21 protein-coding genes are annotated in these 22,119 nt (G+C 66.1%); 9 read left to right on the top strand and 12 right to left on the bottom strand.

The features are described 5' to 3' along the window. The 6 genes from QTH91_RS10355 to argS all read right to left on the bottom strand — a co-directional run bounded on the left by QTH91_RS10355 (position 1) and on the right by argS (position 6,401). The gene (locus QTH91_RS10355; RefSeq protein WP_286659997.1) at positions 1-1,581 is read right to left on the bottom strand and encodes an RNA polymerase factor sigma-54; all 1,581 of its coding nucleotides are present in this window, start codon (positions 1,579-1,581) and stop codon (positions 1-3) included. 12 nt (positions 1,582-1,593) lie between these two features. Continuing rightward, complete coding sequence (lptB, locus tag QTH91_RS10350) at positions 1,594-2,394, bottom strand: LPS export ABC transporter ATP-binding protein (protein WP_286659996.1); 801 nt, start codon at positions 2,392-2,394, stop codon at positions 1,594-1,596. Beyond that, positions 2,391-3,089 carry a lipopolysaccharide transport periplasmic protein LptA gene (gene lptA / locus QTH91_RS10345; RefSeq protein WP_286659995.1) on the bottom strand — a complete coding sequence of 233 codons (699 nt, stop codon included), beginning with the start codon at positions 3,087-3,089 and terminating at the stop codon, positions 2,391-2,393. Before lptA ends, lptB begins: the two co-directional genes overlap by 4 nt. Before the next feature lie 135 nt (positions 3,090-3,224). Then, positions 3,225-3,872 (bottom strand): thiol:disulfide interchange protein DsbA/DsbL, encoded by a 648-nt coding sequence (locus tag QTH91_RS10340; protein WP_286659994.1) that lies wholly within the window; start codon positions 3,870-3,872, stop codon positions 3,225-3,227. Positions 3,873-3,942: 70 nt separating this feature from the next. Beyond that, positions 3,943-4,701, bottom strand: coding sequence for an SPOR domain-containing protein (locus QTH91_RS10335; RefSeq protein WP_286659993.1), 759 nt, complete (start codon positions 4,699-4,701; stop codon positions 3,943-3,945). A 17-nt stretch (positions 4,702-4,718) separates the two neighbouring features. Then, complete coding sequence (argS, locus tag QTH91_RS10330; protein WP_286659992.1) at positions 4,719-6,401, bottom strand: arginine--tRNA ligase; 1,683 nt, start codon at positions 6,399-6,401, stop codon at positions 4,719-4,721. 169 nt (positions 6,402-6,570) lie between these two features. Here argS and QTH91_RS10325 point away from each other — a divergent pair, with 169 nt between their 5' ends. After that, the gene (locus QTH91_RS10325; RefSeq protein ID WP_286659991.1) at positions 6,571-6,846 is read left to right on the top strand and encodes a hypothetical protein; all 276 of its coding nucleotides are present in this window, start codon (positions 6,571-6,573) and stop codon (positions 6,844-6,846) included. A gap of 85 nt (positions 6,847-6,931) precedes the next feature. On the opposite strand, the gene QTH91_RS10320 is transcribed toward QTH91_RS10325, so the two are convergent. The 3 genes from QTH91_RS10320 to QTH91_RS10310 are packed head-to-tail and all read right to left on the bottom strand — an operon-like array spanning position 6,932 to position 9,683. Then, complete coding sequence (locus QTH91_RS10320) at positions 6,932-7,384, bottom strand: DUF2214 family protein (protein WP_286659990.1); 453 nt, start codon at positions 7,382-7,384, stop codon at positions 6,932-6,934. Beyond that, positions 7,384-8,457 (bottom strand): LysR family transcriptional regulator, encoded by a 1,074-nt coding sequence (locus QTH91_RS10315; protein WP_286659989.1) that lies wholly within the window; start codon positions 8,455-8,457, stop codon positions 7,384-7,386. Before QTH91_RS10315 ends, QTH91_RS10320 begins: the two co-directional genes overlap by 1 nt. Further along, positions 8,454-9,683 (bottom strand): CaiB/BaiF CoA transferase family protein, encoded by a 1,230-nt coding sequence (locus tag QTH91_RS10310; RefSeq protein WP_286659988.1) that lies wholly within the window; start codon positions 9,681-9,683, stop codon positions 8,454-8,456. The genes QTH91_RS10315 and QTH91_RS10310 overlap by 4 nt, the downstream gene beginning before the upstream one ends. 140 nt (positions 9,684-9,823) lie before the next feature. Here QTH91_RS10310 and QTH91_RS10305 point away from each other — a divergent pair, with 140 nt between their 5' ends. Both QTH91_RS10305 and QTH91_RS10300 read left to right on the top strand, forming a co-directional pair. Continuing rightward, positions 9,824-12,010, top strand: coding sequence for a malate synthase G (locus tag QTH91_RS10305; RefSeq protein WP_286659987.1), 2,187 nt, complete (start codon positions 9,824-9,826; stop codon positions 12,008-12,010). 175 nt (positions 12,011-12,185) lie between these two features. Then, complete coding sequence (locus QTH91_RS10300) at positions 12,186-12,515, top strand: FHA domain-containing protein (RefSeq protein ID WP_286659986.1); 330 nt, start codon at positions 12,186-12,188, stop codon at positions 12,513-12,515. A 30-nt stretch (positions 12,516-12,545) separates the two neighbouring features. Here QTH91_RS10300 and QTH91_RS10295 read toward each other — a convergent pair whose 3' ends face one another. Further along, on the bottom strand, positions 12,546-13,475 hold the full coding sequence (locus QTH91_RS10295) for a LysR substrate-binding domain-containing protein (RefSeq protein ID WP_286659985.1): 930 nt from the start codon (positions 13,473-13,475) through the stop codon (positions 12,546-12,548). A gap of 81 nt (positions 13,476-13,556) precedes the next feature. On the opposite strand from QTH91_RS10295, the gene QTH91_RS10290 reads away from it, so the two are divergent. Beyond that, positions 13,557-13,895: a DUF2917 domain-containing protein gene (locus QTH91_RS10290; RefSeq protein WP_286659984.1), complete on the top strand. Its 339-nt coding sequence runs from the start codon at positions 13,557-13,559 to the stop codon at positions 13,893-13,895. On the opposite strand, the gene QTH91_RS10285 is transcribed toward QTH91_RS10290, so the two are convergent. Continuing rightward, positions 13,892-14,443, bottom strand: a complete 552-nt coding sequence (locus QTH91_RS10285; RefSeq protein WP_286659983.1) for a sugar O-acetyltransferase — start codon at positions 14,441-14,443, stop codon at positions 13,892-13,894. The two genes, QTH91_RS10290 and QTH91_RS10285, sit on opposite strands and share 4 nt — an antisense overlap. A 66-nt stretch (positions 14,444-14,509) precedes the next feature. Between QTH91_RS10285 and QTH91_RS10280 the strand changes: the two genes are divergently transcribed. Then, complete coding sequence (locus QTH91_RS10280; RefSeq protein WP_286659982.1) at positions 14,510-14,776, top strand: cysteine-rich CWC family protein; 267 nt, start codon at positions 14,510-14,512, stop codon at positions 14,774-14,776. Further along, positions 14,773-16,029, top strand: coding sequence for a 6-phosphofructokinase (locus QTH91_RS10275; protein ID WP_286659981.1), 1,257 nt, complete (start codon positions 14,773-14,775; stop codon positions 16,027-16,029). Before QTH91_RS10280 ends, QTH91_RS10275 begins: the two co-directional genes overlap by 4 nt. Here the strand turns inward: QTH91_RS10275 and QTH91_RS10270 are convergent. Beyond that, positions 16,006-17,223, bottom strand: coding sequence for a zinc-binding metallopeptidase family protein (locus tag QTH91_RS10270; protein WP_286659980.1), 1,218 nt, complete (start codon positions 17,221-17,223; stop codon positions 16,006-16,008). The two genes, QTH91_RS10275 and QTH91_RS10270, sit on opposite strands and share 24 nt — an antisense overlap. 123 nt (positions 17,224-17,346) lie before the next feature. Between QTH91_RS10270 and QTH91_RS10265 the strand changes: the two genes are divergently transcribed. From QTH91_RS10265 to QTH91_RS10255, 3 genes are all read left to right on the top strand, one after another. After that, positions 17,347-18,843 (top strand): MFS transporter, encoded by a 1,497-nt coding sequence (locus tag QTH91_RS10265; protein WP_286659979.1) that lies wholly within the window; start codon positions 17,347-17,349, stop codon positions 18,841-18,843. 37 nt (positions 18,844-18,880) lie between these two features. Then, positions 18,881-19,648, top strand: coding sequence for a class II glutamine amidotransferase (locus QTH91_RS10260; protein WP_286659978.1), 768 nt, complete (start codon positions 18,881-18,883; stop codon positions 19,646-19,648). A 211-nt stretch (positions 19,649-19,859) separates the two neighbouring features. Continuing rightward, entirely contained in the window at positions 19,860-22,091 is a 2,232-nt protein-coding gene (locus tag QTH91_RS10255; RefSeq protein WP_286659977.1) for a TonB-dependent receptor, read from the top strand. Positions 22,092-22,119 lie beyond the last annotated feature (28 nt).

Genomic DNA, 22,119 nt, shown 5'->3' with positions numbered 1-22,119 from the left:
CTAGAGCGCCTTGCGCAGGTTCGCCGGCGCAATGCGCAGCGCCTCGCGGTACTTGGCCACGGTCCGCCGAGCGCATTCGATGCCCTGCTCCTTGAGCATCTCCGACAACTGGCTGTCCGACAGCGGCTTGCCGGCATCCTCGGAACCGACGAACTGCTTGATCAGGGCCCGCACCGCCGTGCTGGATGCGTTGCCGCCGGTCTCGGTGCCCAGGGCCGAACCGAAGAAATACTTGAGCTCCACCGTGCCATAGGGCGTGGCCATGTACTTGGCGGTGGTCACGCGAGAGATGGTCGATTCATGCAGCCCCAGTTCGTCCGCGATCTCGCGCAGCACCAGCGGGCGCATCGCCAGCTCGCCATGCATGAAGAAGTTCTTCTGCCGCTCGACGATGGCATTGGACACGCGCAGGATGGTGTCGAAGCGCTGCTGGATGTTCTTGATGAACCAGCGCGCCTCTTGCAGTCGCTGGCTCAGCGCCTGGCTGCCGTCGCCCTTGTGGCCCTTGAGCGCACCCGCGTAGATGTCATGCACCCGAAGGCGCGGCATCACGTCCGGATTGAGCTGCACCCGCAACTTCGCCTGCGTGCCGTTGCCCACCCGAGTGACGATCACGTCGGGAATCACCACGTTGCGCTCCACATTCGCGAAACGTCGGCCGGGCTTGGGCTCGAGCTTGGCGATGACCTGCATGGCCGTACGGACCTTGTCCTCGTTGCTGCGGGTGAGTGTGGCCAGGCGCTTGAAGTCGCGGCGCGCGAGCAACGTCATCTGCTGCTTGCAGATGGCCTGGGCCACGGTCAGCACCTCGGGCTCGATCCGTCCATCCTGCCCCAGGGCACGCAACTGGATCGACAGGCATTCGGCCAGATCACGCGCCCCCACTCCGACGGGCTCCAGGCTTTGCAGCAGGCCCAGCGCCACCTGGAAGCGGTGCACCAGGTCGTCGAACTGGTCGTTGTCGTCGCCTGCCAGCCCGGAGGCCAGGGCGGGCAGCGAATCTTCGAGATAGCCGTCGTCGTTGAGCGACTCGATCAGAAAACGCAAGGCAGCGCGATCGACCTCGTCCAGGCGCAAGGCGAGCGCCTGGCGGTGCAGGAAGTCCTGCAGCGACTCGTGGCCGCGTGCCAACTCGGTGGCGTCGGCATGCTCGTCGCTGTCGATGTTGCTCTTGCGGGGCAAGGCATCTCCGCCCCATTCGCTGTCGTCCGGAGAAAACTCGATGCTGCCGTCGCCTTCCCAGTCGGGGGTGCTGTCCGCGGTGTCGACGGGCAGTTCGGCAATGCCCAGGTCGGACTCCGTCGTGGTCGCCGTGCCCGTGTCGCTGCCGTTGGCCAGCGCCATGCCCGCCGAATCCTCGTCGCGCACGTCGCGAGCACTGGGCGCATCCTCGCTGTCCAGCCCGAATTCCTCGCGCGGCGCTTCTTCGCCGTTGCGTTCCAGGAACGGGTTTTCGTCGAGCATCTGCTCGACCTCCTGGCTCAACTCCAGCGTCGACAATTGCAACAGCCGGATCGACTGCTGCAGTTGAGGAGTGAGGGCGAGATGCTGCGAGACCCGCAGCGACAGACTTTGCTTCATCGACTCATGCGCTCACATGCGGAAGTGTTCGCCCAGATACACCCTGCGTACGTCCGCGTTGTCGACGATTTCGGAGGGCGTGCCCTGTGCCAGCACATGCCCGTCGCTGATGATGTAAGCGTGATCGCAGATGCCCAGCGTCTCACGCACGTTGTGATCGGTGATCAAGACGCCGATGCCACGATCACGAAGGAACCCGATGATGCGCTGGATCTCGATCACGGCGATCGGATCGATGCCGGCAAACGGCTCGTCCAGCAGGATGAAGCGAGGTTGCGTGGCCAGCGCGCGCGCAATCTCCACCCGCCGGCGCTCGCCGCCCGACAGGGCCAGCGCAGGCGATTCGCGCAAATGGTCGACGCGCAGGTCGGCCAGCAGTTCGCTCAGGCGCTCTTCGATGCGCTGGCGAGACAGCGGCTGCAAGCGCCCCTTGTCGTCGGGCTCCATCTGAAGCTCGAGCACGGCACGCACGTTGTCGGCCACGTTGAGCTTGCGAAAGATCGATGCTTCCTGCGGCAGGTAGCTCAGGCCCATGCGCGCACGGCGGTGGATGGGCATGTGCTCGATGGCCTCGCCGTCGATGCTGATCTGCCCATCGTCGGCTCGAACGAGCCCGACGATCATGTAGAACGACGTGGTCTTGCCGGCGCCGTTCGGGCCCAGCAAGCCGACCACCTCGCCCTTTTGCACTTCGAGCGACACATCCTTGACCACCATGCGGCTGCCGTAGCTTTTCTGCAGGCTGCGGGCCTGCAGCCGACTGGAGCCGTTGCGATCGCCGTTGTTGGCGGTGGCGTCCGCGCGGTCGATCATTGCTTCGGTCCCCCGAGCGTGGTGCTCGGGCGCAGGCCCGAGCCTGCCGGCGGCGCCGACTGTGCGGGCGCGGCTGGCTTTTCTTCGGAGCGCGGCGCAATCACGGCGCGCACTCGACCGTTCGAGGCCGGCTGGCTGCCCTGCTGCTCGGCGACGCCGCTGACGCTGTAGGTGTCGTTGACCTGGTCGTAGGTGATCATCGCGCCGCGGGTCTCATCGTTGACCTTGGTGCCCACCAGGCGACGCATGACCGCCTGCCGGATGAACTTCACCGTTTCGGCGCGCCCGTCATATTCGATGAGCTCGGACTCGCCCTCCACCCATTCGTCGCTGCCTGGCGCGCCATCGCGCTTCTGCTTGAAATAGGCCCGCTTGCCCGGCGCGGCGGTGACGACGCCGTGCTGATAGCCCTCCGGATCCTGCTGAACGTCGATGCGCGCGCCGCGCAGCACGATCGTGCCCTTGGTGACGACGACGTTGCCAGTGAAGACGCTGGTCTGCTTCAGGTCGTCGTAGCGCATCGCGTCGGCCTCGATGTTCATCGGCTTGTCGCGATCGGCCTTTTCAGCCTGCGCCAGGCCCGTGCCAAAGGCCAGGGCGAGGGCGACCAGACCGCCGGCCGCGCTGGACAGCCACGGCTGGCGCACGGACGCATCGGTGTTGCGGCTTTGGGGGAGTGCGTTACAGAACGTCATAGGGCACGAAACTTGCTCTGGTCATTGTAGAGGGCAATCCGGTCTGCTCCATGAAAAAAGCCCGCAAAGCGCGGGCTTCGAACTTGCCGGCAGCAGGATAACAGCCTGGTCTGGCCTGGGACTTGCTCTGCCGGCTCAGCTCTTGCGAGCCTGGCCGACCAGGAATTCGACCACCTGCAGGGCACGCGGCAGGCCGCGAGCGGTTTCGCCGTCGACGTACCACTTTCCGGCGACGCCCAACGCGGGCACCCCGCCGACCTTGTAGTCCTCGGTCAGCTGCGTGGCGCGCTTGACCTTGCTGGCCACGGTGAAGGAATTGAACACCTCGGCAAACTTGGTGCCCAGGTCGGGCTGCTTGGCCGCCCAGGCCAGGACGGCGGCATCGCCGGTGAGGGGCTGGCGATCACGATGGATCGTCTTGAAGATGATGGGCTGATAGGTGTCCACCTTGCCCATGGCCTCGAGCGCGTAGTACAGCTTGGCCTTGGTGGCGACGTCGCTGCCCACGAAAGGCACCGGCACGCGACGGAACGCCGCGTAGGGCGGCAGCTTCTTGAGCCAATCCTCGAGCATGGGCTCGAACTCGGCACAGTGCGGGCAGTTGTACGAGAAGAACTCGACCACCTCCACCTTGTCCGCCGGCGCGTCGACCGACACGGTGCGCGGAAGCACCAGATAGTCGGTGCCTGCCTTGAAGGCAGCTTGCGCATGTGCGCTCGGTGCGGCAATCCACGGGGCCAGCCCGACCGCGGTGGCGGCGAGCGAAAAATCACGACGTTTCATCAGTTCTCCTTGATCGACTTCAGAGCCGCCTTCCGTTCCCGAAGTTCCGGCTCGAGATGCGCCTAGGCGCTCAACGTTGCACGCGCACCAGCGCCGCTTCCATGCCGGAGCCGTCCAGGCGCTCCTTCATGCGGTCTGCTTCTTCCTTCTTGCCGAATGGCCCGGTGCGAACGCGATAGACGGTGCGTCCGGATTGCTCGCGCTCGGTCACCCTCGCCTGCACGCCCATGAGCGAAAGCTTGGCGCGTTGCGCCTCGGCATCTTCAGGCGTGCGGAATGCGCCGGCCTGGACGAAGTAGATGAAGGGATCGGGGCCCGCGTCGGCCGAAGGCGTGGCACTGGCGACGGCCGTGCCGCTCGACGCCCCGCCGGCGCCCATGCGCGAGCGAGCCAGGTCGCCGATGGGGTCGGACGAGTCGGGGCTGACGCCGGAAACGCTGCGCGGCGGGCGCGTCGGCGCGACGGGCGCCGTGCCGGCACCGCCGACCACGGCTGGCGCACTGAGCCCGCTACCGGCAGCAGGCGCGCCGACGACTCCGCCGACCGCCGGGGCGGACGACGCGCCCGGCACGTTGGTGGTCGTCACCGTCGAGGCAGGCGGACGCTGGCCAGCCTTGCCCGCCAGCGGCGCATTGGGGTCCCAATCGCGGTTGCGCTGGGCTTCGGACTCGTCCGACGGGCCGAGGCGCTGCGTCTTGGCGATGAACGGAATCGGCACCTTGGTCACGTAGACCGCGACGCCAAGGGCGATGCCCAAGCCCAGCACCAGCCCGATGACCAGGCCGATGAAGGTATTGCCCGACTGCTTCTTTCTTTTCGTACTTGCCATGAAGAACTCTTGCTGCCTCACATCGAGCGCGGCGCGCTCACACCTAGAACTGCCAAGCCATTGTGCAGCACCTGCGCAGCGGCGGCGACGAGCGCCAGACGCGCGCGCTTGAGGGCCTCGTCGTCCACCAGGATGCGCTCGCTGTCGTAGTAGCTGTGATAGCTCGCCGCCAGTTCGCGCAAGTAGAAGGTGACATCGTGGGGCGCGAAGTCGGCGGCGGCGCCGGTCAGCATCTCGGGATACTTGGCCAACATCAGCATCAGCGACTGGGCCGCGGGGCTGTCGAGCAGCGACAGGTCGGCGTCGCCGAGCGAAGCCACGTCGCCGCCCCAGGCCTTGAGCACCGAGCAGATGCGCGCATGGGCGTATTGAACGTAGTAGACCGGGTTGTCGTTGTTCTGCGCCAGCGCCAGGTCGATGTCGAAGGTGTATTCGGTATCGGGCTTGCGCGAGAGCAGGAAGAACCGAACCGCATCGGTGCTGGTCCACTCGATCAGGTCGCGCAGGGTGACGTAACTACCGGCGCGCTTGCTGATCTTGACTTCCTGCCCACCGCGCATCACGCGCACCATGGTGTGCAGGACATAGTCGGGATAGCCGGCGGGAATGCCCACGCCGCTGGCTTGCAAGCCAGCGCGCACGCGGGCGATGGTGCCGTGGTGGTCGGTGCCCTGGATGTTCACGACCTTGTGGAAACCGCGCTCCCACTTGGCGATGTGATATGCGACGTCAGGCACGAAGTAGGTGTAGCCGCCGTCGGACTTGCGCATCACGCGGTCCTTGTCGTCGCCGTAGTCGGTGCTGCGCAGCCAAAGGGCGCCGTCCTGCTCGTAGGTCTTGCCGGCGTCGACCAGTTTCTTGACGGTGGCCTCGACGCGGCCGCTCGTGTACAGGCTCGATTCGAGGTAGTAGTGATCGAAGCGAACGCGGAAGGCCTGAAGGTCCAGATCCTGCTCGTGTCGGAGGTAGGCCACGGCGAACTGGCGGATGCCATCGAGGTCGTCGATGTCGCCGCTGGCGGTGAACTCGCGGTCGTCGGCCTTGACCGTCTTGCGGGCGAGAAAGTCAGCGGCGATATCGGCGATGTAGTCGCCGTTGTAGGCCGCCTCGGGCCAGCCATCGTCGCCGGGCTTCAGCCCCTTGGCGCGAAGCTGCACGCTGTTGGCCAGCGTCTGGATCTGTACACCGGCGTCGTTGTAATAGAACTCGCGCCAGACGCTCAGGCCCTGGGTGTCCAGCAGGTTGCAGATCGCATCGCCGAGCGCCGCCTGGCGCCCATGGCCGACGTGCAGCGGGCCGGTCGGATTGGCCGAGACGAACTCGACCAGCACGCGCTCGCCGCCATCGGCGGGTGCTGCCCGGCGGCCGAAGGCCTCGCCGGCCTGAAGCACCTCGCGCACCACCTGCTGCTTCGCCGCAGGCTTGAGGCGGATGTTGAGAAAGCCAGGGCCTGCGATTTCGATGGCCTCGACCCATTGACGGTAAGAGGGCGTCGCCATCAGCGCATCGCTGATGTCCTGGGCCAGATCGCGGGGCTTGCGCGACAGCGGCTTGGCCAGCTGCATGGCCGCCGTGCTTGCGTAATCACCATGTGCCGCCACCTTGGGCGATTCGAAGGCCGCCTTGGCGCCGGCGCCAGGCGAGAGGGATTCGAGCGTGTCCGCCAACTGGGCGAGCAGCTCCTGTTTGACCAATAGCATCGGCGGATTTTACCGGGCGGCCCCGGTTTCACCCGCCACCTCGAACATGGACACCCGCATGCGATCAGGCCCATCGCCGGTCATCCGTCCGGCGCCTTCGACCGTTAGGATGGGCAGCCCGACATTCGGGCAACGTTTCTGTTCAACCATTGCGAAGGTCTACGTCATCATGAAAAAGCTCCTTTCCTTTGTTGTTCTGGGCACCTGCCTCCTCGCCGGTGCCGCGCAGGCACAGAGCTGCGATGCCAAGGCGGTCGACAAGAACGGCAAGCCCCTGAGCGGCGCAGCCAAGTCCAGCTTCGTCAAGAAGTGCGAGAAGGACGCGATGGACGGTGCGGCGGCGGCCTGCGCGGCCAAGGCCGTCGACAAGAACGGCAAGGCGCTGGCCGGCGCCGCCAAGTCGAGCTTCATGAAGAAGTGCGAGCAGGAAGCGGTCAAGGGTTGATGCACTGACCGCCGCCCGAAACGCGGGCGCACAACGAACAAGGCCCGCAGATGCGGGCCTTTTGTTTTTCCTGGCGTGGCCCGGGCTACTTGCCGAAGCCGCGTGCGAGAAAGACCGCGAACAGCGGGATGACCGCAATCAGATGTGCCTGGATCATGACCAGGCGGCGAGTCTTGCGCACCTCGGCCTCGGCCGGCAGTGCACCGCCGGCGCGCACCGCCTTGCGCCAGCGCATGTAAGTGAGCGTCGGGAAGATGGAGATGATGCCGACGATGACGAACAGCGTGAGCTTCACGTGCAGCAACGGGTTCGTCCAATACCAGGCAGAGCCCTTCACGCCCCAGACCGTCCGGATGATGCCTGTGGCAAGCACCATGACGGCGGCGATCCCGTAGACCATGTCGACCCTCGCCAGACGCTCGACCACCGCCTTGTTGATCCACTCCACGCGGCACAGCGCGGCTTCGCTGGCAATGAACACCACCATGGTCAGGATGGCAAGGATGTGAACGTAGGCAAGGATGGCTTCGAGGGTCATCAGGCGCGCTTTCGGTGGATCGTGGTGGACGGGGCCGGTGGCATCGCCCTGCGCGAAGCCGGTGCGATTGTGCCGCCCCAATAGTCGGGCCGACCATACTCGCTCTTGAGGAAATCCAGCCACAGGCGCACGCGCAGCGGCAAGTGCTTGCGCTGCGGAAAGACGGCGTAGATGCCGTTGGGCGGCGCGGCGAACTCGTCGAGCACAGGCACCAACAGGCCGGCATCGATTTCGGCTTCCACTTCCCAGGTGCTGCGCCAGGCGATGCCCAGGCCCGCCAGGCACCAGTCATGAAGCACCTGTCCGTCGGAGCAGTCCAGCGGCCCGGTGGGCTTGAGGTGGATGACTTCGTGGTCGCCACCCGGCTGACCGGCGTCGTCACGGTGAGCGTCCGCATGGCCGCGTTCGTGATCGCGTCCCTGCGCGGCGCGCGGCACTCGGAATGCCCATCCGCGCGTCTGCGAAGCGTCGCTGGACAAGGTCAGGCAGTTGAAGCGCGCCAGATCCGAAGGATGCTGCGGCCGGCCATGTTGCCGCAGAAACTCCGGCGTGGCGACGCAGCGGCGTCGGTTGTCGGCCAGCCGCATGCTGATGAGGGAGGAATCGGGCAGATCGCCCACCCGCACTGCGCAATCGAAGTTCTCGCCGGCCACGTCGATCACCCGGTCGCTGAGATTCAGCGAGATGGTGACTTCGGGGTGCAGCGCATGAAAGCGCGGCACCAGGGGCGCCACGTGGCGGCGTCCGAAGCCGGCAGGTGCCGTGACGCGCAGATGGCCGCTCGCCTTGACCCGGCCGGCGCTGACGCTGGCCTCGGCATTGGCAAGCTCCACCAGCACGCGCTGGCAGTCTTCGAGGAAGGCACTGCCTTCGTGGGTGAGCGAGACGCGTCGCGTCGTGCGGATGAGCAGCTTCACCCCCAGCCGTTCCTCCAGCGCATCGAGCCGGCGACCGACGACCGCCGGCGCCACGCCCTCGACCTTGGCGGCCGCCGTGAGCCCGCCGCGCGTGGCGACCGCGACGAAGGTCTCCAGCTGGCGCAGGCGGTCTGTGCGGCTGCCCGCGCTGCTCATGGCGCCCCTTCCGCGGTCGAAGACGGCTGCGCGCCTTGCGCTGCGCGTACCACGCCTGCGTCTTGCATTCGCGCGATCTGGTCAGGCGTGTAGCCCAGTTGGCCCAGCAGATCGCCCGTGTGCTCCCCGATGGCTGGCGGCTGCAGGCGCACGCCAGGGCGATCGCCGTTCATCGTGAACGGCAATAGGGGTACCGGCGCCATGTGTCCGTCGTTCATGCGCACCGGCGCCAGGCCGCCGGTGGCGATCAGGTGCGGATCTTCGAACAGATCCTGCGGGCGGGTGATGGGCGCAAATGGCAGTTCGTGACGTTCGAAGAGCGTGGCCAGTTCGGCTGCTTCGTGGACAGCCAGGCGCTCGCGCAGCAGCGGAATGAGCCACTCACGCGCACGCACGCGGTCGTTGTTGGTGGCCAGGCGCGGGTCGTCGCGCCACTCGGACCAGCCCATGGCCTGGCAAAAGGTCTTCCATTGGCCATCGCTCACGGCCGCAAGGAAGATCTGCTCGCCATTCTTAACGGTGAACACGTCGTAGATGCCCCAGGCCGAGATGCGGGCGGGCATCGGATCGGCCGGCTGGCCGGTGGCCGCGAACTGCATCATGTGCTGGGCCACCAGCAAGACGTTGTTCTCGAACAGGGCAGACTGGACCTCACAGCCCTTGCCAGTCTGGTCACGCTGGCGCAACGCGGCCATGGCCCCGATGGCACCGAACAAGCCGCCCATGATGTCGTTGACACTGCTGCCCGCGCGCAGCGGGTCGCCCGGGCGACCGGTCATGTAGGCCAGCCCGCCCATCATCTGCACCACTTCATCCAGCGCGGTTCGATGGTCGTAGGGGCCGGGCAGGAAGCCCTTGAGGCTGACGTAGATGAGCCGCGGGTTGAGCGCACGCAAGGTCTCGTAGTCCAGGCCGAGCTTCTTCATCGTGCCGGGCTTGAAGTTTTCGCTGACGATGTCCGCGCTCGCCACCAGACGCAGCGCCACTTCACGGCCTTGCGCCGACTTCAGGTCCAGTGCAATGCTCTTCTTGTTGCGGTTGAATGCGGGAAAGAAGCCCGATCCGGAGCCGAGCAGGCGCCGGGTGCTGTCGCCTTCCAGCGGTTCGACCTTGATGACTTCGGCGCCCAGGTCGCCCAACAGAAGCCCGCAGGTGGGGCCCATGACCATGTGGGTGAATTCCACCACCCGGATGCCTTCGTAGGGCATTACCTTCATTTTCGTCATCAATTATTGGATTTTGCGAAGATTAATCTTCTGCCAAGTATCAAATAAAGTACAGGGTTGACGCTTGTCGGCCCTCTTCTTGCGGCGCCGCAGGCCCCGTCTTCCCCAAGTAATCGTTCAGCCAGAGAGGTTCAGAAAACATGACCGAACGCACCCAAGCCCACGGCCTTCAGGTGGCCACCGAGTTGTACCGCTTCGTCGAAGACCAGGTGCTGCCGGGCACCGGCATTGCCAGCGACGTCTTCTGGAAAGGCTTTTCAGACATCGTCGACGAGTTCGCGCCCCAGAACGCCCAGTTGCTGGCCGAGCGCGACCGCCTGCAATCCGAGCTCGATGCCTGGCACAAGGCCAACCCCGGCCCGATCAAGAACATGCCGGGCTACCGCGCTTTCCTGGAAAAGATCGGCTACCTGCAGCCGCATCCGACCAACGTCAAGGCCAGCACGACCAACGTCGACGCCGAACTGGCCCTGCAGGCCGGCCCCCAGCTGGTGGTCCCGATCCTGAACGCGCGCTACGCGCTCAACGCCGCCAACGCACGCTGGGGTTCGCTCTACGACGCGCTCTACGGCACCGATGCCATTCCCGAGTCCGACGGCGCCGAAAAGGGCAAGGGCTACAACCCGGTGCGCGGTGCCAAAGTCATCGCCTTCGCCCGACAGTTTCTCGACCAGTCGGCACCGCTGGCGCAGGGCTCGCACAAGGATGCACAGGGCTACAGCGTCACCGGCGGCAAGCTGATCGTCGCCATGCCCGGCGGCACCACTGGCCTGGCCGACCCGGCTCAGTTCATCGGCTTCCAAGGTGACGCGGCGGCGCCCAGCGCGGTGCTGCTCAAGCACAACGGCATCCACATCGACATCCAGATCGACCGCAGCACGCCGATCGGCAAGACCGATGCGGCCGGCGTGAGCGACGTGGTTCTCGAAGCCGCCCTGTCGACCATCCTCGACCTGGAAGACTCGGTGGCTGTGGTCGACGCGGCCGACAAGGTGGTCGCCTATTCGAACTGGCTGGGCATCCAGCTGGGCACCTTGACCGAGGAAGTCGCCAAGGGCGGCTCCACCTTCACCCGCCGCCTCAATCCCGATCGCGTCTATACCGGCGCCGACGGCAAGCCGGTGTCCCTGCACGGCCGCTCGCTCATGTTCGTGCGCAACGTGGGCCACCTGATGACCAATCCCGCCATCCTCTGGGACGGCGGCAAGGAAATTCCCGAAGGCATCATGGATGCCGTCATCACGACGACCATCGCCACCTACGACCTGAAGGGCCAGGGCGCCAACGGCATCCGCAACTCGCGCACCGGCAGCGTCTACATCGTCAAGCCCAAGATGCACGGCCCCCAGGAAGTGGCCTTCGCCTCCGCGCTGTTTGCGCGCGTCGAGAAACTGCTGGGCCTGCCCGAAAACACGGTCAAGCTGGGCATCATGGACGAGGAGCGCCGCACCAGCGTCAACCTGAAGGCCTGCATCGCCGCGGCCGAAGCTCGCGTGGCCTTCATCAACACCGGCTTCCTGGACCGCACCGGCGACGAGATGCACACCGCCATGCAGGGCGGCCCGATGCTGCGCAAGGGCGACATGAAGACCACGCCCTGGATCACCGCCTACGAGAAGAACAACGTACTCGTCGGCCTGGGCTGCGGCCTGCGCGGCCGCGCGCAGATCGGCAAGGGCATGTGGGCCATGCCTGATCTGATGGCCGCCATGCTCGAGCAGAAGATCGGCCACCCCAAGGCCGGCGCCAACACCGCATGGGTCCCCTCGCCGACCGCCGCCACATTGCACGCGCTGCACTACCACCAGGTCAACGTTGCGGACGTGCAGAAGGAACTCGAGAAGATCGACGACAACGCCGAGCGCGACAACCTGCTCGGCGGCCTGCTGCAGGTGCCGATCGCGCCCGAAGCCAAGTGGAGCGACGCCGAGAAGCAGCAGGAACTGGACAACAACGTCCAGGGCATCCTGGGCTACGTCGTGCGCTGGATCGACCAGGGTGTGGGCTGCTCCAAGGTGCCCGACATCCACGACGTGGGCCTGATGGAAGATCGCGCGACGCTTCGCATCTCCAGCCAGCACATTGCCAACTGGCTGCTGCACGGCGTGGTGACGAAGGAGCAGGTCAACGCCACGTTCGAGCGCATGGCCGCCGTGGTGGACAAGCAGAACGCAGGCGATCCGCTCTACAAGAACATGGCGGGCAACTTCAAGACCAGTGCTGCCTACCAGGCTGCACAGGACCTCGTGTTCAAGGGCATCGAGCAACCCAGCGGCTACACCGAGCCCTTGCTGCATGCCTGGCGCCTGAAGGTCAAGGCCAGCTGAACCGCCGCCAAGCATGAAAAGGGCGCCTGACGAGGGCGCCCTTTTTCTTTGGGCAAGCGTCTCGGATTTGCCAACACCCAGAGGAGTCCTAATCAAATGGGATGACACGCATGTAACACATTAGGTTACACTCCTTGCATCCCTGCAAACACCTGCTGATCGCAAGGCACGATCCATGGCCCGACTTCTTCTGATGCGCAAGAACAGTTCTGCAAGACAGATCGAACTCTCAGGGGACCGCACATTGATCGGGCGCAACGCGGACAACGATGTCCAGATCGACCACCCGCGGGCCAGCCGCCATCACGCGGAGCTCCGCGTGGAAGGGCAGACCACCTGGCTCATCGACCTGGGCAGCCGCAACGGCACGCTCGTCAACGGCCGCTTGATCAAGCAGGTGGAGTTGCGGCACGGCGACGTCATCACCATCGGCGACTGCGACATCCGGTTCCTGACGCGTCACACGAACTTCGAATTGCCCAAAGACCTGTCCCTGTCCGCCTGAGGCATCCGCCGGCCGCCTCGCCTTCGAACCTCAGCTCTTCGGCATCAATGCCGCCTCGGTGCGCAACCAGCGGATGAAGTCCTGCGCATCGGCATTCGCGGCGCCGCGACGCGACACCTCGACGAATTGGCCGCGCTGCGTAGCGGCGCCCGCGCCCAGTGGTGCGACCAAGCGGCCGTCGCGCACCAATTCGCCCAGCAACGGCAGGCGACCAATCACCACCCCCTGACCAGCCACCGCAGCCGCCACCGCATCGGTGTAGTGGGTAAAGCGCAGCGTGCTCTTCATGCGCAGGTCGGTCAGGCCCATGATCTCCAGCCAAGGCTCCCAGTCGATGGTCGGCGTCTCATGATTGCCGGCAGGCGAATCGATGGTCAGCAGCGTTTGTTCGGCCAGGTCGGAGGGCGCGCGCACGCGCTGCGCCACGCTCGGCGAGCACAGCGGCACGACCGTTTCCTCGAACAGGGCCGGCCCGGTGCCGATGGCGGTCGAAACGAAGCGAACCGCCAGGTCCAGCCGCGCACGATCCAGGTCGTCGATGACTTCCAGCGTTGCGGAGATGCGCACATCCACGCCCGGGTGGCTGCCGGTGAAATGCGAAAGGCGCGGGATCAGCCACAGCGAGGCGAAGCCCGGCGTGCATGTGATGGCCACTTGGCGCAGCATCGGCGCAGCATGCAGGCGCGCGGTGGCATCGCGCAGCCGCTCCAGGCATTCGGACGTGGCCCGCTGCAGGATGCGCCCGGATTCGGTCAGCCCCAGGGCACGGTGGCGCCGTTCGAACAGCAGCACGCCCAGGCTTTGCTCCAACTGCTGGATCTGCCGGCTGACGGCCGACTGCGTGAGGCTCAGCTCATCCGCCGCCCGCGTGAAGCTGAGCAGCCGGGCCGCCGATTCGAAGCTGCGCAGCAGTTCGAGCGGCGGCAGGTCGCGCCAAGGTCTTGCATTCTCTGGGCGCATGTGACGAGTTCCAAATGGTCGTGCCAGACAGGTGGGCCGCCCAATATATTCATTCGCATGTCGAATGTGAAGGAGCACGCCATGTCGAACGACGACCCTGTTGCCCATTTCCGCGTGGACCTGCCGCGCCGCGCCCTGTTCACCGTGCAGGACATCGCCGGCGTCAGCATCGCCTGCCGCAGCGGTTGTGTCTGGCTCACGCTCGACGACGATCCGCGCGATCTCGTGCTGGAAGCCGGCGAGCAATTCGAAGGCGACATCCACCGCCGGGTGCTGGTGTCGGCCTTCGAGGATTCGAACATCGAGGTTCGGCACGCGCTGCCGGCGGCCCTGCCGGCACCCGTCTTCTCCAGGCCGGACGCGAAGCATCGTCGCCGCGCGCAGCCGCAGGCTGATGGCCTGACGCCCGCCTGCACCTAGGCAGGCCTGACCCGCCCCGGATTGCCGACCACGGTGGCGCCGGCGGGAACGTCGCGCGTGACCACGCAGCCGGCCCCGACGATCGCGCCGTCGCCGATGACGACGCCGGGCAGGATGAGCGCCCCTGCCCCGATCCAGGCATCGCGGCCGATGAGCACGGGCCGGCCGAACTCCAGTCCCATGCTTCGCTCCTGCGCGCTGCGGGGATGGTCGGCGCTCAGGATCTGCACGCCCGGGCCGACCTGCGTGCGGTCCCCGATGCGCACCGGCACCACGTCCAGCACCGTGCAGTTGAAGTTCAGGAAGACACCTTCGCCCAGGAAGATGTTGTAGCCGTAGTCGCAGTGGAACGGCGGGCGGATCACTGCCGAGGCACCTACGGCGCCCAGGCGCTCCTGCAGCAGCACGCGCCATCTTTGCGCGCCGTCGCCCAGCGACGAGTTGAAGCGCGCCAGCCACGCATGGCAGGCTGCCTGGTCGGCCTGGATTTCCGGATCGCTGGGGTCATACATCTCGCCGGCCAGCATCCGGTCTTTCTGTGATTGCATGGCGCGACCTTACACGCTTGGCCGCCCGACACCCATGACGCAGGCGAGTGGATGACAATGCGAGCCATGCCTGCCGCTGCCGACGTCGACCCGACCCGCTGCCCCCTGTGCGGTGGCGACAACCGCTGCGCGGTCGAAGTCGAACGCGCCACCGGGCAGGCGCAACCCCCGTGCTGGTGCATGAGCACGCCGATCGACGCCGCCCTCATCGAACAGGTCGCGCGGCAAGCGCCTCAGGCCAGCGGCAAGGCCTGCATCTGCGCACGCTGCGCATTGGCTGGCGCGTTGGTCCCGGCCACATCCGAACTTGCATCCCAGGAGCAGCCCTCATGACGATGACCAACGCCTTCTATGCGCAATCCGGCGGGGTCACCTCGGTGATCAACGCGTCGGCCTGCGGCGTCATCCAGACCGCGCGCGAACACCCCGACCGCATCGGAACTGTGTTCGCCGGGCGCAACGGCATCCTCGGCGCCTTGGCCGAGGATCTGATCGATACCAGCCACGAAAGTGCCGAGGCCATCGCCGCCTTGCGCAGCACGCCGGCCGGCGCCTTCGGGTCGTGCCGCTACAAGCTGGGATCGCTGGAAAAGAACCGCCACCAATACGAGCGGCTGATTGAGGTCTTTCGCGCGCACGGCATCGGCTACTTCTTCTACAACGGCGGCGGCGACTCGGCCGACACCTGCCACAAGGTGAGCCAGTTGTCGGACGTGCTGGGTTACCCGTTGCAGGCCATCCACGTGCCCAAGACCATCGACAACGACCTCCCGCTGACCGATTGCTGCCCGGGATTCGGCTCGGTTGCCAAGTACGTGGCGGTGTCGACGCTCGAGGCCTCGCTCGACGTGCGCTCGATGTGCGCCACCTCCACCCGCGTGTTCGTGCTCGAGGTGATGGGCCGGCACGCTGGCTGGATTGCGGCCGCGGGCGCCCTGGCCGCCAGCCACGGCATTCCGGTGGTGGTGCTGTTTCCCGAGGTTCCTTTCGACCAGCCCGCCTTCCTCGCGCGGGTCGATGCCCTGGTCAAGCAACACGGCTACTGCACGGTGGTGGTGTCGGAGGGCGCGCACCACCCTGACGGCACCTTCCTGGCCGAGCAAGGCACGCGCGATGCCTTCGGGCATGCGCAACTGGGCGGCGCGGCGCCGGTGGTGGCGCAGATGATCAAGGAAGGTCTTGGCCACAAGTACCACTGGGCAGTGGCCGACTATCTCCAGCGCTCGGCGCGGCATATCGCATCGGCCACGGACGTCCGGCAGGCCTACGAACTCGGACAACGCGCCGTCGAGATGGCACTGGCGGGCCACAACGCGGAGATGCCCACCATCGAGCGCATCTCCGATTCACCCTACGCCTACCGGATCGGCAGCGCGCCGCTCGACCAGGTGGCCAACCACGAGAAGATGATGCCGCGCGATTTCATCTCCGAAGACGGCTGGGGCATCACCGAGGCATGCCGCCGCTACCTGCTGCCGCTGATCGAGGGCGAGGACTACCCGGCCTATCGGCACGGCCTGCCCGTCTACGCCACGCTGCGCAACGTGGCAGTCGACAGAAAGCTACCCGCCTTCGACCTGGGCTGAAGGCGCCTGCGTCGCCGCAGGCCCCTTGCGCTGGTCGGCGATCAGCACATGGATGAACTGCAGTTTGGGCACCACCGCATGCGGCAGCACGAAGGGGTAGGTGTCGGGCTGGCCCATGCTGCGCGAGAACTCGTTGAGCACGTGCGTCAGGCGCACCCAGGCGTTCAGGAATTCGAGAAAGCTCGCGGCATCGGGATGCTGCGGTTGCCATAGATCTTCGGCATGGAAAAGATCGTCGGCACCGATTTCGGCCCTGGCGGCGTTCACGCCGAAGCTGATCGCGGTGTCCACCGTGTCGGCCATGTGAAGGTAGTGGGCCCAGGTCTCGGCCCAGTCTTCCCAGGGGTGTGAGCCGGCATAGCTGCTGACGTAGTGCGTCACCCAGTCCGGGCGCGGCCCGTTCGCATAGTGCGTCTGCAAAGCCGCGCCATAGTCGGCGCGCTCGTCGCCGAACACGGCGCGAAATCCGTCCAGCCAATCCGCTTGCGGCGCGACCAGCACGTCCCAGTAGTAGTGGCCGATCTCGTGGCGAAAGTGGCCCAGCAGCGTGCGATACGGTTCGTGCATCTGCGCGCGGACCTGCTCGCGCACGGCGTCTTCGGCCTCGGCGATGTTGAGCGTGATGACACCTTCGGAATGGCCGGTCATCACGCGTTGCTGGGCCTGGTCGGAAAGCAGGTCGAACGCCAACCCATGCACGGGATCGGCGATGCGGGTTCGAACCGGAAGGCCCAGGGCCAGCAGTTGCGACATCAGGCGGCGCTTGGCCTGTTCAAGCAGGTTCCAGCGACCCGGGTTCTCGGGCACGGAAAGGTCCGGAATCGTGCGTGTCGTGCTGCAAGCCAGGCAAAGCCCCGGCAGCAAGCCTTCGGCCTCGTCTGCATCGGCGGAGGCCGGCCGCATCCAGTTGCAGCCGATGGCGCTGTCGAAATTGCCGCAACGGCGCAGGCGGGGTCCCTGGGGCTCGCCGAAGACGGTGAATTCTTCCTGTGCATCGTCGGACTCGATGGGAGCCAGGGGCATGACGCCGAGCCGCTCGACCACGAAGCCGAGCGGCGTGCTGCAAGCCAGGCAGCGGCTGTTGCGCAGGAAGACAGGCCGGCCGCATTGACACAGGTACGCCCGGCTGATGCTGGGCGCAGCGATGCTCTCCTCTGCATGTTGCCGCTCGGCGGTCGAAACTTCCTCGGGCATGTGGCCTACCTCGGCAAATTGATGATGGCGGACATTGTGCTGCCGCCGGTGGCGCGAGACTGTCAGAGCAAAGGCCGATATCCTTGTGTGCCGTTGCCTGATCACGGCGCCGTCTGCTCATTGATGAATCCCGAATCGAATCCCCCCGCCGCGCCGGCGATGTCTGCCCTGCGCCAGCGCTATGGAGAGCGCTATCGCTGGTATCTGCTCATTTCGGTCATGGTGGGGACGATGGCGTCCATCATGTCCTCGACCGTCGTCAACGTGGCCATTCCTGGCCTCAGCCATCATTTCGCGCTGGACCAGGGCCGCGCGCAGTGGGTAAGTTCGGGCTTCATGGTGGCGATGACGGTGTCGATGCTGACCACGCCCTGGATGCTGGGGCGCTTCGGCTACCGCAAGACCTACGTCGGCACGATGGTGCTGCTGCTTGGCGGCGGCATCGTGGGCGGCATGGCGACCAACTTCTCGCTGGTGCTGCTGGCTCGCGTGGCCGAAGGGTTGGCGGCCGGCGTGGTGCAACCGATCCCGGCAATCATCATCCTGCGCGCCTTCGAGCCGCATGAGCAAGGCCGGGCCAGCGGCCTGTTCGGCATGGGCGTGGTGCTTGCGCCGGCGATCGGCCCCAGCATCGGTGGCGTGCTGGTCGACCTGTTCGGCTGGCGCTCGATCTTCTTCATGGTCGTGCCCTTCTGCCTGGCCTCGTTGTGGCTGGCCTACAAATTCGTGCCCACCACCGCGCCGGGCGGCATCGCGGCCACGCGCAGCACTCGGCTCGACTGGGGCGGGCTCCTGTTGGCGACGTTGGGCACGCTGTGCCTGCTCAACGGCCTGGTCGAATTGCGCGCTGGCGTGCCGTGGCAAAGCGCGCTGCTGCTGATGGGCGCACTGTCCTCGCTGGTGGCGTTCATCGCCTGGCAACGCAAGCTGGCGTCCGCAGGCGGCTCGCCGCTGATGAACCTGTCGCTCTTCGGCTATCGCCAGTTCGCCATGGGCAGCGTGGTCGCGTTCATCTACGGCACGGCACTGTTCGGCTCGACCTACCTTCTGCCGGTGTACATGCAGGTGGCGTTGCAGCTGTCGGCCTCGTATGTCGGCAGCATCCTGCTTCCGGCCGGTATCGTGCTGGCCGTCACCATCGCAGGCGTCGGGCGGCTCGCCGACCGGCAACCGACCTGGGCGCTGGTGAGCATCGGCCTGGCGCTGCTGGCCGCTTCATTCGCGCTGATGCTGGTGCTGCGGCTGGACAGCGCCATATGGCTGCTGGTGGTGTTCGCCGTGATCGGGCGGATCGGACTGGGTTTCATCCTGCCCTCGCTCAACCTCGGCTCGATGCGGCCTTTGGCCAAGCCACTGATTCCGCAAGGCGCCAGTTCGATCAACTTCCTGCGCATGCTGGGCGGCGCGGCAGGCGTGAGCCTGTGCGCGGTGGTGCTGGAATGGCGTCTTGCCGCTCACGGCGATTCGCTGACCAATCCGACCACGAGCGCGGCGCGCCTCGCCGCCTTCGATGAAGTGTTCGCCATGCTCGCCGGCATTTGCGCCCTGGCCATCCTGGCCGCCTGGCAGTTGCGCGAAACCAGGCCGGCGCCAGCGAGTGCGGCCACCCCCGACGCCTGAGCACCCGCTGCATCCCCAAACGCTGTGTAATCCGGACATGTGCCAGCTTCTCGGAATGAACTGCAACACGCCCACCGACGTGACCTTCAGCTTCACGGGCTTTGCGCAGCGCGGTGGACGTACCGACCATCACTCCGATGGCTGGGGCATTGCCTTCTTCGAGGACCGGGGGCTGCGCCATTTCGTCGACCACCTCCCCGCCTGCGAATCGCCCGTGGCTGAGCTGATCCGGCGCTACCCGATCCGCAGCCGCAACGTGATCTCGCACATCCGCAAGGCGACGCAGGGCGAAGTCAACCTGCAGAACTGCCATCCGTTCGTGCGGGAACTGTGGGGGCGTTACTGGGTTTTCGCGCACAACGGCGACCTCAAGGATTTCAGGCCGCGCCTGCACGGCAGCTTCCATCCGGTCGGAAATACCGACAGCGAACACGCCTTCTGCTGGCTGATGCAGGAACTGAGCAAATCGCATGCGGATGTGCCCAGCATCTCGGAACTGACGCTCACCCTGAAGGAACTGGCGCCGCGCGCGGCCAGGCATGGCACCTTCAACTTCATGCTCAGCAACGGGCAGGCGTTGTGGGCGCATGCATCCACCCATCTTTGTTCCGTGGAGCGCCAACACCCCTTCGCGACCGCGCAGCTGGCCGACGAAGACCTGTCGATGGATTTCGCCGAACACACCACGCCGCAAGACAGGGTGGCGGTGGTGGTCACCACGCCGCTCACGACCAATGAGGAATGGTCGACATTCGCGCCGGGTGAGTTGCGGGTGTTCGTGGACGGCCGACGCGTGATCGACTGAGGTCAAAGCCACGGACCTCCACGGACCGGGCGCCGATTTTGGCCGTCCGCGGCCCGCCCATTCGGCCGTCTCTGTGTGGTGTATTCCAGACACACGGCGCGCCATCCACGTCAAGTCTCGCCATCGGCGTTCAACAGGGTACAACGGTGTGGCGCGGCACATCCAAAGCACCAATAATAGTCATTCCTATTTGTATTCAGGGAGTGGCTGCATGTCTTCTCGTTCACACCGTGTGCCGCTTCGGCGGGTTTCCCTGGTCGCCTTTGGACTCGTTCAGGCCGTCTGGGCAAATGCCCAAGGCGTCTCGCCGACGACCACCCCGGCGCCGGCGGCGCTGCCCACGATGACCGTCGAGGCCAGCGCAGACGCCTCCGCCGCCGGTCTGGCCAAGCCATTTGCGGGCGGGCAAGTGGCCACTGGGGGCCGCGTCGGCATCCTCGGCACGCAGGACAACCTGTCCACGCCGTTCACCGTCACCAGTTTCACCAACGAGTTGATTCAGAACCAGCAAGCCAGGAGCGTGGGCGACGTGCTGGAGAACGACCCGTCGGTGCGCGTGGCGCGCGGCTTCGGCAACTTCCAGGAAAGCTACTTCATCCGAGGCTTCATCCTCAGCTCGGACAACGTGGCGTACAACGGCCTGTACAGCCTGCTGCCGCGCCAGTACATCTCCTCCGAACTGTTCGAGCGCGTCGAAGTGCTGCGCGGCCCGAGCGCCTTCCTCAACGGCGCGTCGCCCGACGGCGATGCCATCGGCGGCGCCATCAACCTCCTGCCCAAGCGTGCCGGCAACGAGCCGCTGACCGCCATCACGCTGGGCGCTTCCAGCGGGTCGCAGTTCTATGGCGCGGTGGACATCGGCCGCCGATTCGGGCCCGATCAGAGCCTGGGTGTCCGCGTCAACGCCGCCCGCCGCGACGGCGGCACGGGCGTGGACAACGAAGACGTGGAGCTCAGCGTCGCCTCCGTCGGCCTGGACTGGCGCAGCCGCAACGTGCGCCTGTCGGCCGACGTCGGCTACCAGGACCATCGCCTGAAGCAGACGCGCACCAACGTCACGCCGCCCACTTCCGGGGCGACTGCCGGGGTGCCATCGCCCGCCGATGCTTCCAGCAACTGGGCGCAACCCTGGAGCTATTCGAACGAAAGCGACACCTTCGGCACCGTTCGCGGCGAAGTCGACTTCAGTGACAACGTCACCGGCTGGTTCGCCGGGGGCATGCGCAAGAACTTCGAGGCCAACACCCTGGCCAACCTGACGGTGAGCGATGCCGCCAGCGGCGCCGCAAGCACCTACCGCTTCGACAACACCGGCCGGGACGACGTGAAGACGGGCGAACTGGGCGTGCGCGGCAAGTTCAACACCGGCTCCGTCTCCCACAAGCTCGTGGGTTCGTACTCGTACTTCAAGTCCGAGCGCGACAACGCCTACGGCTTCGACTTCCTCAATACGCTGAGCACCAACCTGTATCAGCCGATCCTCACATCGTCCCGGCCCTGGAGCGCCGACGCTATCTTCGGCAACGACCTGAACAATCCGGCGCTCAACCAGGAAAGCAAGCTCACCAGCTACGCGATCGGCGACACGCTGGGATTCATGAACGACAGCGTGCTGTTGACGCTCGGCGCGCGCTACCAGGAACTGAACTCCCGCACCTACGCCTACAACACGGGCGCGCCGTCGCTGCCGTATGAAGACAGTCACGTCAGTCCGCTGGCCGGCGTGGTGTGGAGGGCGACCAACGCTCTGTCCGTCTACGGCAACTACGTGGAAGCGCTGACGCCCGGCGACACGGCGCCCACGCTTTCAAGCAACCTGCCGGTGCGCAATGCCGGCGAAATGCTTGCCCCCTACGTGTCCAAGCAGAAGGAAGTGGGCGTCAAGTACGAGGCGAACGGCATCGGCGCCAGCGCCGCCTACTTCACCATCGACAAGCCGCGCGCCTTCGTCAATGCCGACCGTGACTACGTGGCCGGCGGCGAAGACCGTCACCAAGGCCTGGAGTTCAACGTCTATGGCGAGCCGGTGCGCGGCTTGCGCGTGCTCGGCGGCGTGACCTTCATGGACGCCAAGCAACAAGAGACCGGCAACCCGGCGCTGGACGGCAACCGCGTGATCGGCGTGCCCAAGCAGCAAGGCACGCTGGGCGTGGAGTGGGACGTCGCCGGCGTCACTGGCCTCACGCTGGAAGGCCGCATGGTCGCCAGCGGCGGCAGCTATGCCGATGCAGCCAACAATCTGCGCGTTGCGGGCTGGGCACGCTTCGACGCCGGTGTGCGCTACGTGACCGATGTGGGCGGCAAACTGCTCACGCTGCGCGGCCGCGTCGAGAACATTGCCGACCGCGACTACTGGGCATCGGTGGGCGGCTACCCGGACAACGGCTACCTGGTGCTGGGCAACCCGCGCACCTTCACGCTCACGGCGACGATGGAGTTCTGACGCCATAGGATGCGGCCACCCGGCCGCG

Source organism: Variovorax dokdonensis, assembly GCF_030316895.1.
Classification (GTDB): Bacteria; Pseudomonadota; Gammaproteobacteria; order Burkholderiales; family Burkholderiaceae_C; genus Variovorax; species Variovorax dokdonensis.
The sequence above is the reverse complement of the archived record's forward strand: the minus strand, read 5'-3'. Positions and strand labels throughout refer to the sequence as shown.

What these genes read in the sequence shown, in the direction of transcription:
- QTH91_RS10355 (WP_286659997.1), bottom strand. Translation starts at nt 1,581, where the DNA reads ATGAAGCAAAGTCTGTCGCTGCGGGTCTCGCAGCATCTCGCCCTCACT.
- lptB (WP_286659996.1), bottom strand. Translation starts at nt 2,394, where the DNA reads ATGATCGACCGCGCGGACGCCACCGCCAACAACGGCGATCGCAACGGC.
- lptA (WP_286659995.1), bottom strand. Translation starts at nt 3,089, where the DNA reads ATGACGTTCTGTAACGCACTCCCCCAAAGCCGCAACACCGATGCGTCC.
- QTH91_RS10340 (WP_286659994.1), bottom strand. Translation starts at nt 3,872, where the DNA reads ATGAAACGTCGTGATTTTTCGCTCGCCGCCACCGCGGTCGGGCTGGCC.
- QTH91_RS10335 (WP_286659993.1), bottom strand. Translation starts at nt 4,701, where the DNA reads ATGGCAAGTACGAAAAGAAAGAAGCAGTCGGGCAATACCTTCATCGGC.
- argS (WP_286659992.1), bottom strand. Translation starts at nt 6,401, where the DNA reads ATGCTATTGGTCAAACAGGAGCTGCTCGCCCAGTTGGCGGACACGCTC.
- QTH91_RS10325 (WP_286659991.1), top strand. Translation starts at nt 6,571, where the DNA reads ATGAAAAAGCTCCTTTCCTTTGTTGTTCTGGGCACCTGCCTCCTCGCC.
- QTH91_RS10320 (WP_286659990.1), bottom strand. Translation starts at nt 7,384, where the DNA reads ATGACCCTCGAAGCCATCCTTGCCTACGTTCACATCCTTGCCATCCTG.
- QTH91_RS10315 (WP_286659989.1), bottom strand. Translation starts at nt 8,457, where the DNA reads ATGAGCAGCGCGGGCAGCCGCACAGACCGCCTGCGCCAGCTGGAGACC.
- QTH91_RS10310 (WP_286659988.1), bottom strand. Translation starts at nt 9,683, where the DNA reads ATGACGAAAATGAAGGTAATGCCCTACGAAGGCATCCGGGTGGTGGAA.
- QTH91_RS10305 (WP_286659987.1), top strand. Translation starts at nt 9,824, where the DNA reads ATGACCGAACGCACCCAAGCCCACGGCCTTCAGGTGGCCACCGAGTTG.
- QTH91_RS10300 (WP_286659986.1), top strand. Translation starts at nt 12,186, where the DNA reads ATGGCCCGACTTCTTCTGATGCGCAAGAACAGTTCTGCAAGACAGATC.
- QTH91_RS10295 (WP_286659985.1), bottom strand. Translation starts at nt 13,475, where the DNA reads ATGCGCCCAGAGAATGCAAGACCTTGGCGCGACCTGCCGCCGCTCGAA.
- QTH91_RS10290 (WP_286659984.1), top strand. Translation starts at nt 13,557, where the DNA reads ATGTCGAACGACGACCCTGTTGCCCATTTCCGCGTGGACCTGCCGCGC.
- QTH91_RS10285 (WP_286659983.1), bottom strand. Translation starts at nt 14,443, where the DNA reads ATGCAATCACAGAAAGACCGGATGCTGGCCGGCGAGATGTATGACCCC.
- QTH91_RS10280 (WP_286659982.1), top strand. Translation starts at nt 14,510, where the DNA reads ATGCCTGCCGCTGCCGACGTCGACCCGACCCGCTGCCCCCTGTGCGGT.
- QTH91_RS10275 (WP_286659981.1), top strand. Translation starts at nt 14,773, where the DNA reads ATGACGATGACCAACGCCTTCTATGCGCAATCCGGCGGGGTCACCTCG.
- QTH91_RS10270 (WP_286659980.1), bottom strand. Translation starts at nt 17,223, where the DNA reads ATGCCCGAGGAAGTTTCGACCGCCGAGCGGCAACATGCAGAGGAGAGC.
- QTH91_RS10265 (WP_286659979.1), top strand. Translation starts at nt 17,347, where the DNA reads ATGAATCCCGAATCGAATCCCCCCGCCGCGCCGGCGATGTCTGCCCTG.
- QTH91_RS10260 (WP_286659978.1), top strand. Translation starts at nt 18,881, where the DNA reads ATGTGCCAGCTTCTCGGAATGAACTGCAACACGCCCACCGACGTGACC.
- QTH91_RS10255 (WP_286659977.1), top strand. Translation starts at nt 19,860, where the DNA reads ATGTCTTCTCGTTCACACCGTGTGCCGCTTCGGCGGGTTTCCCTGGTC.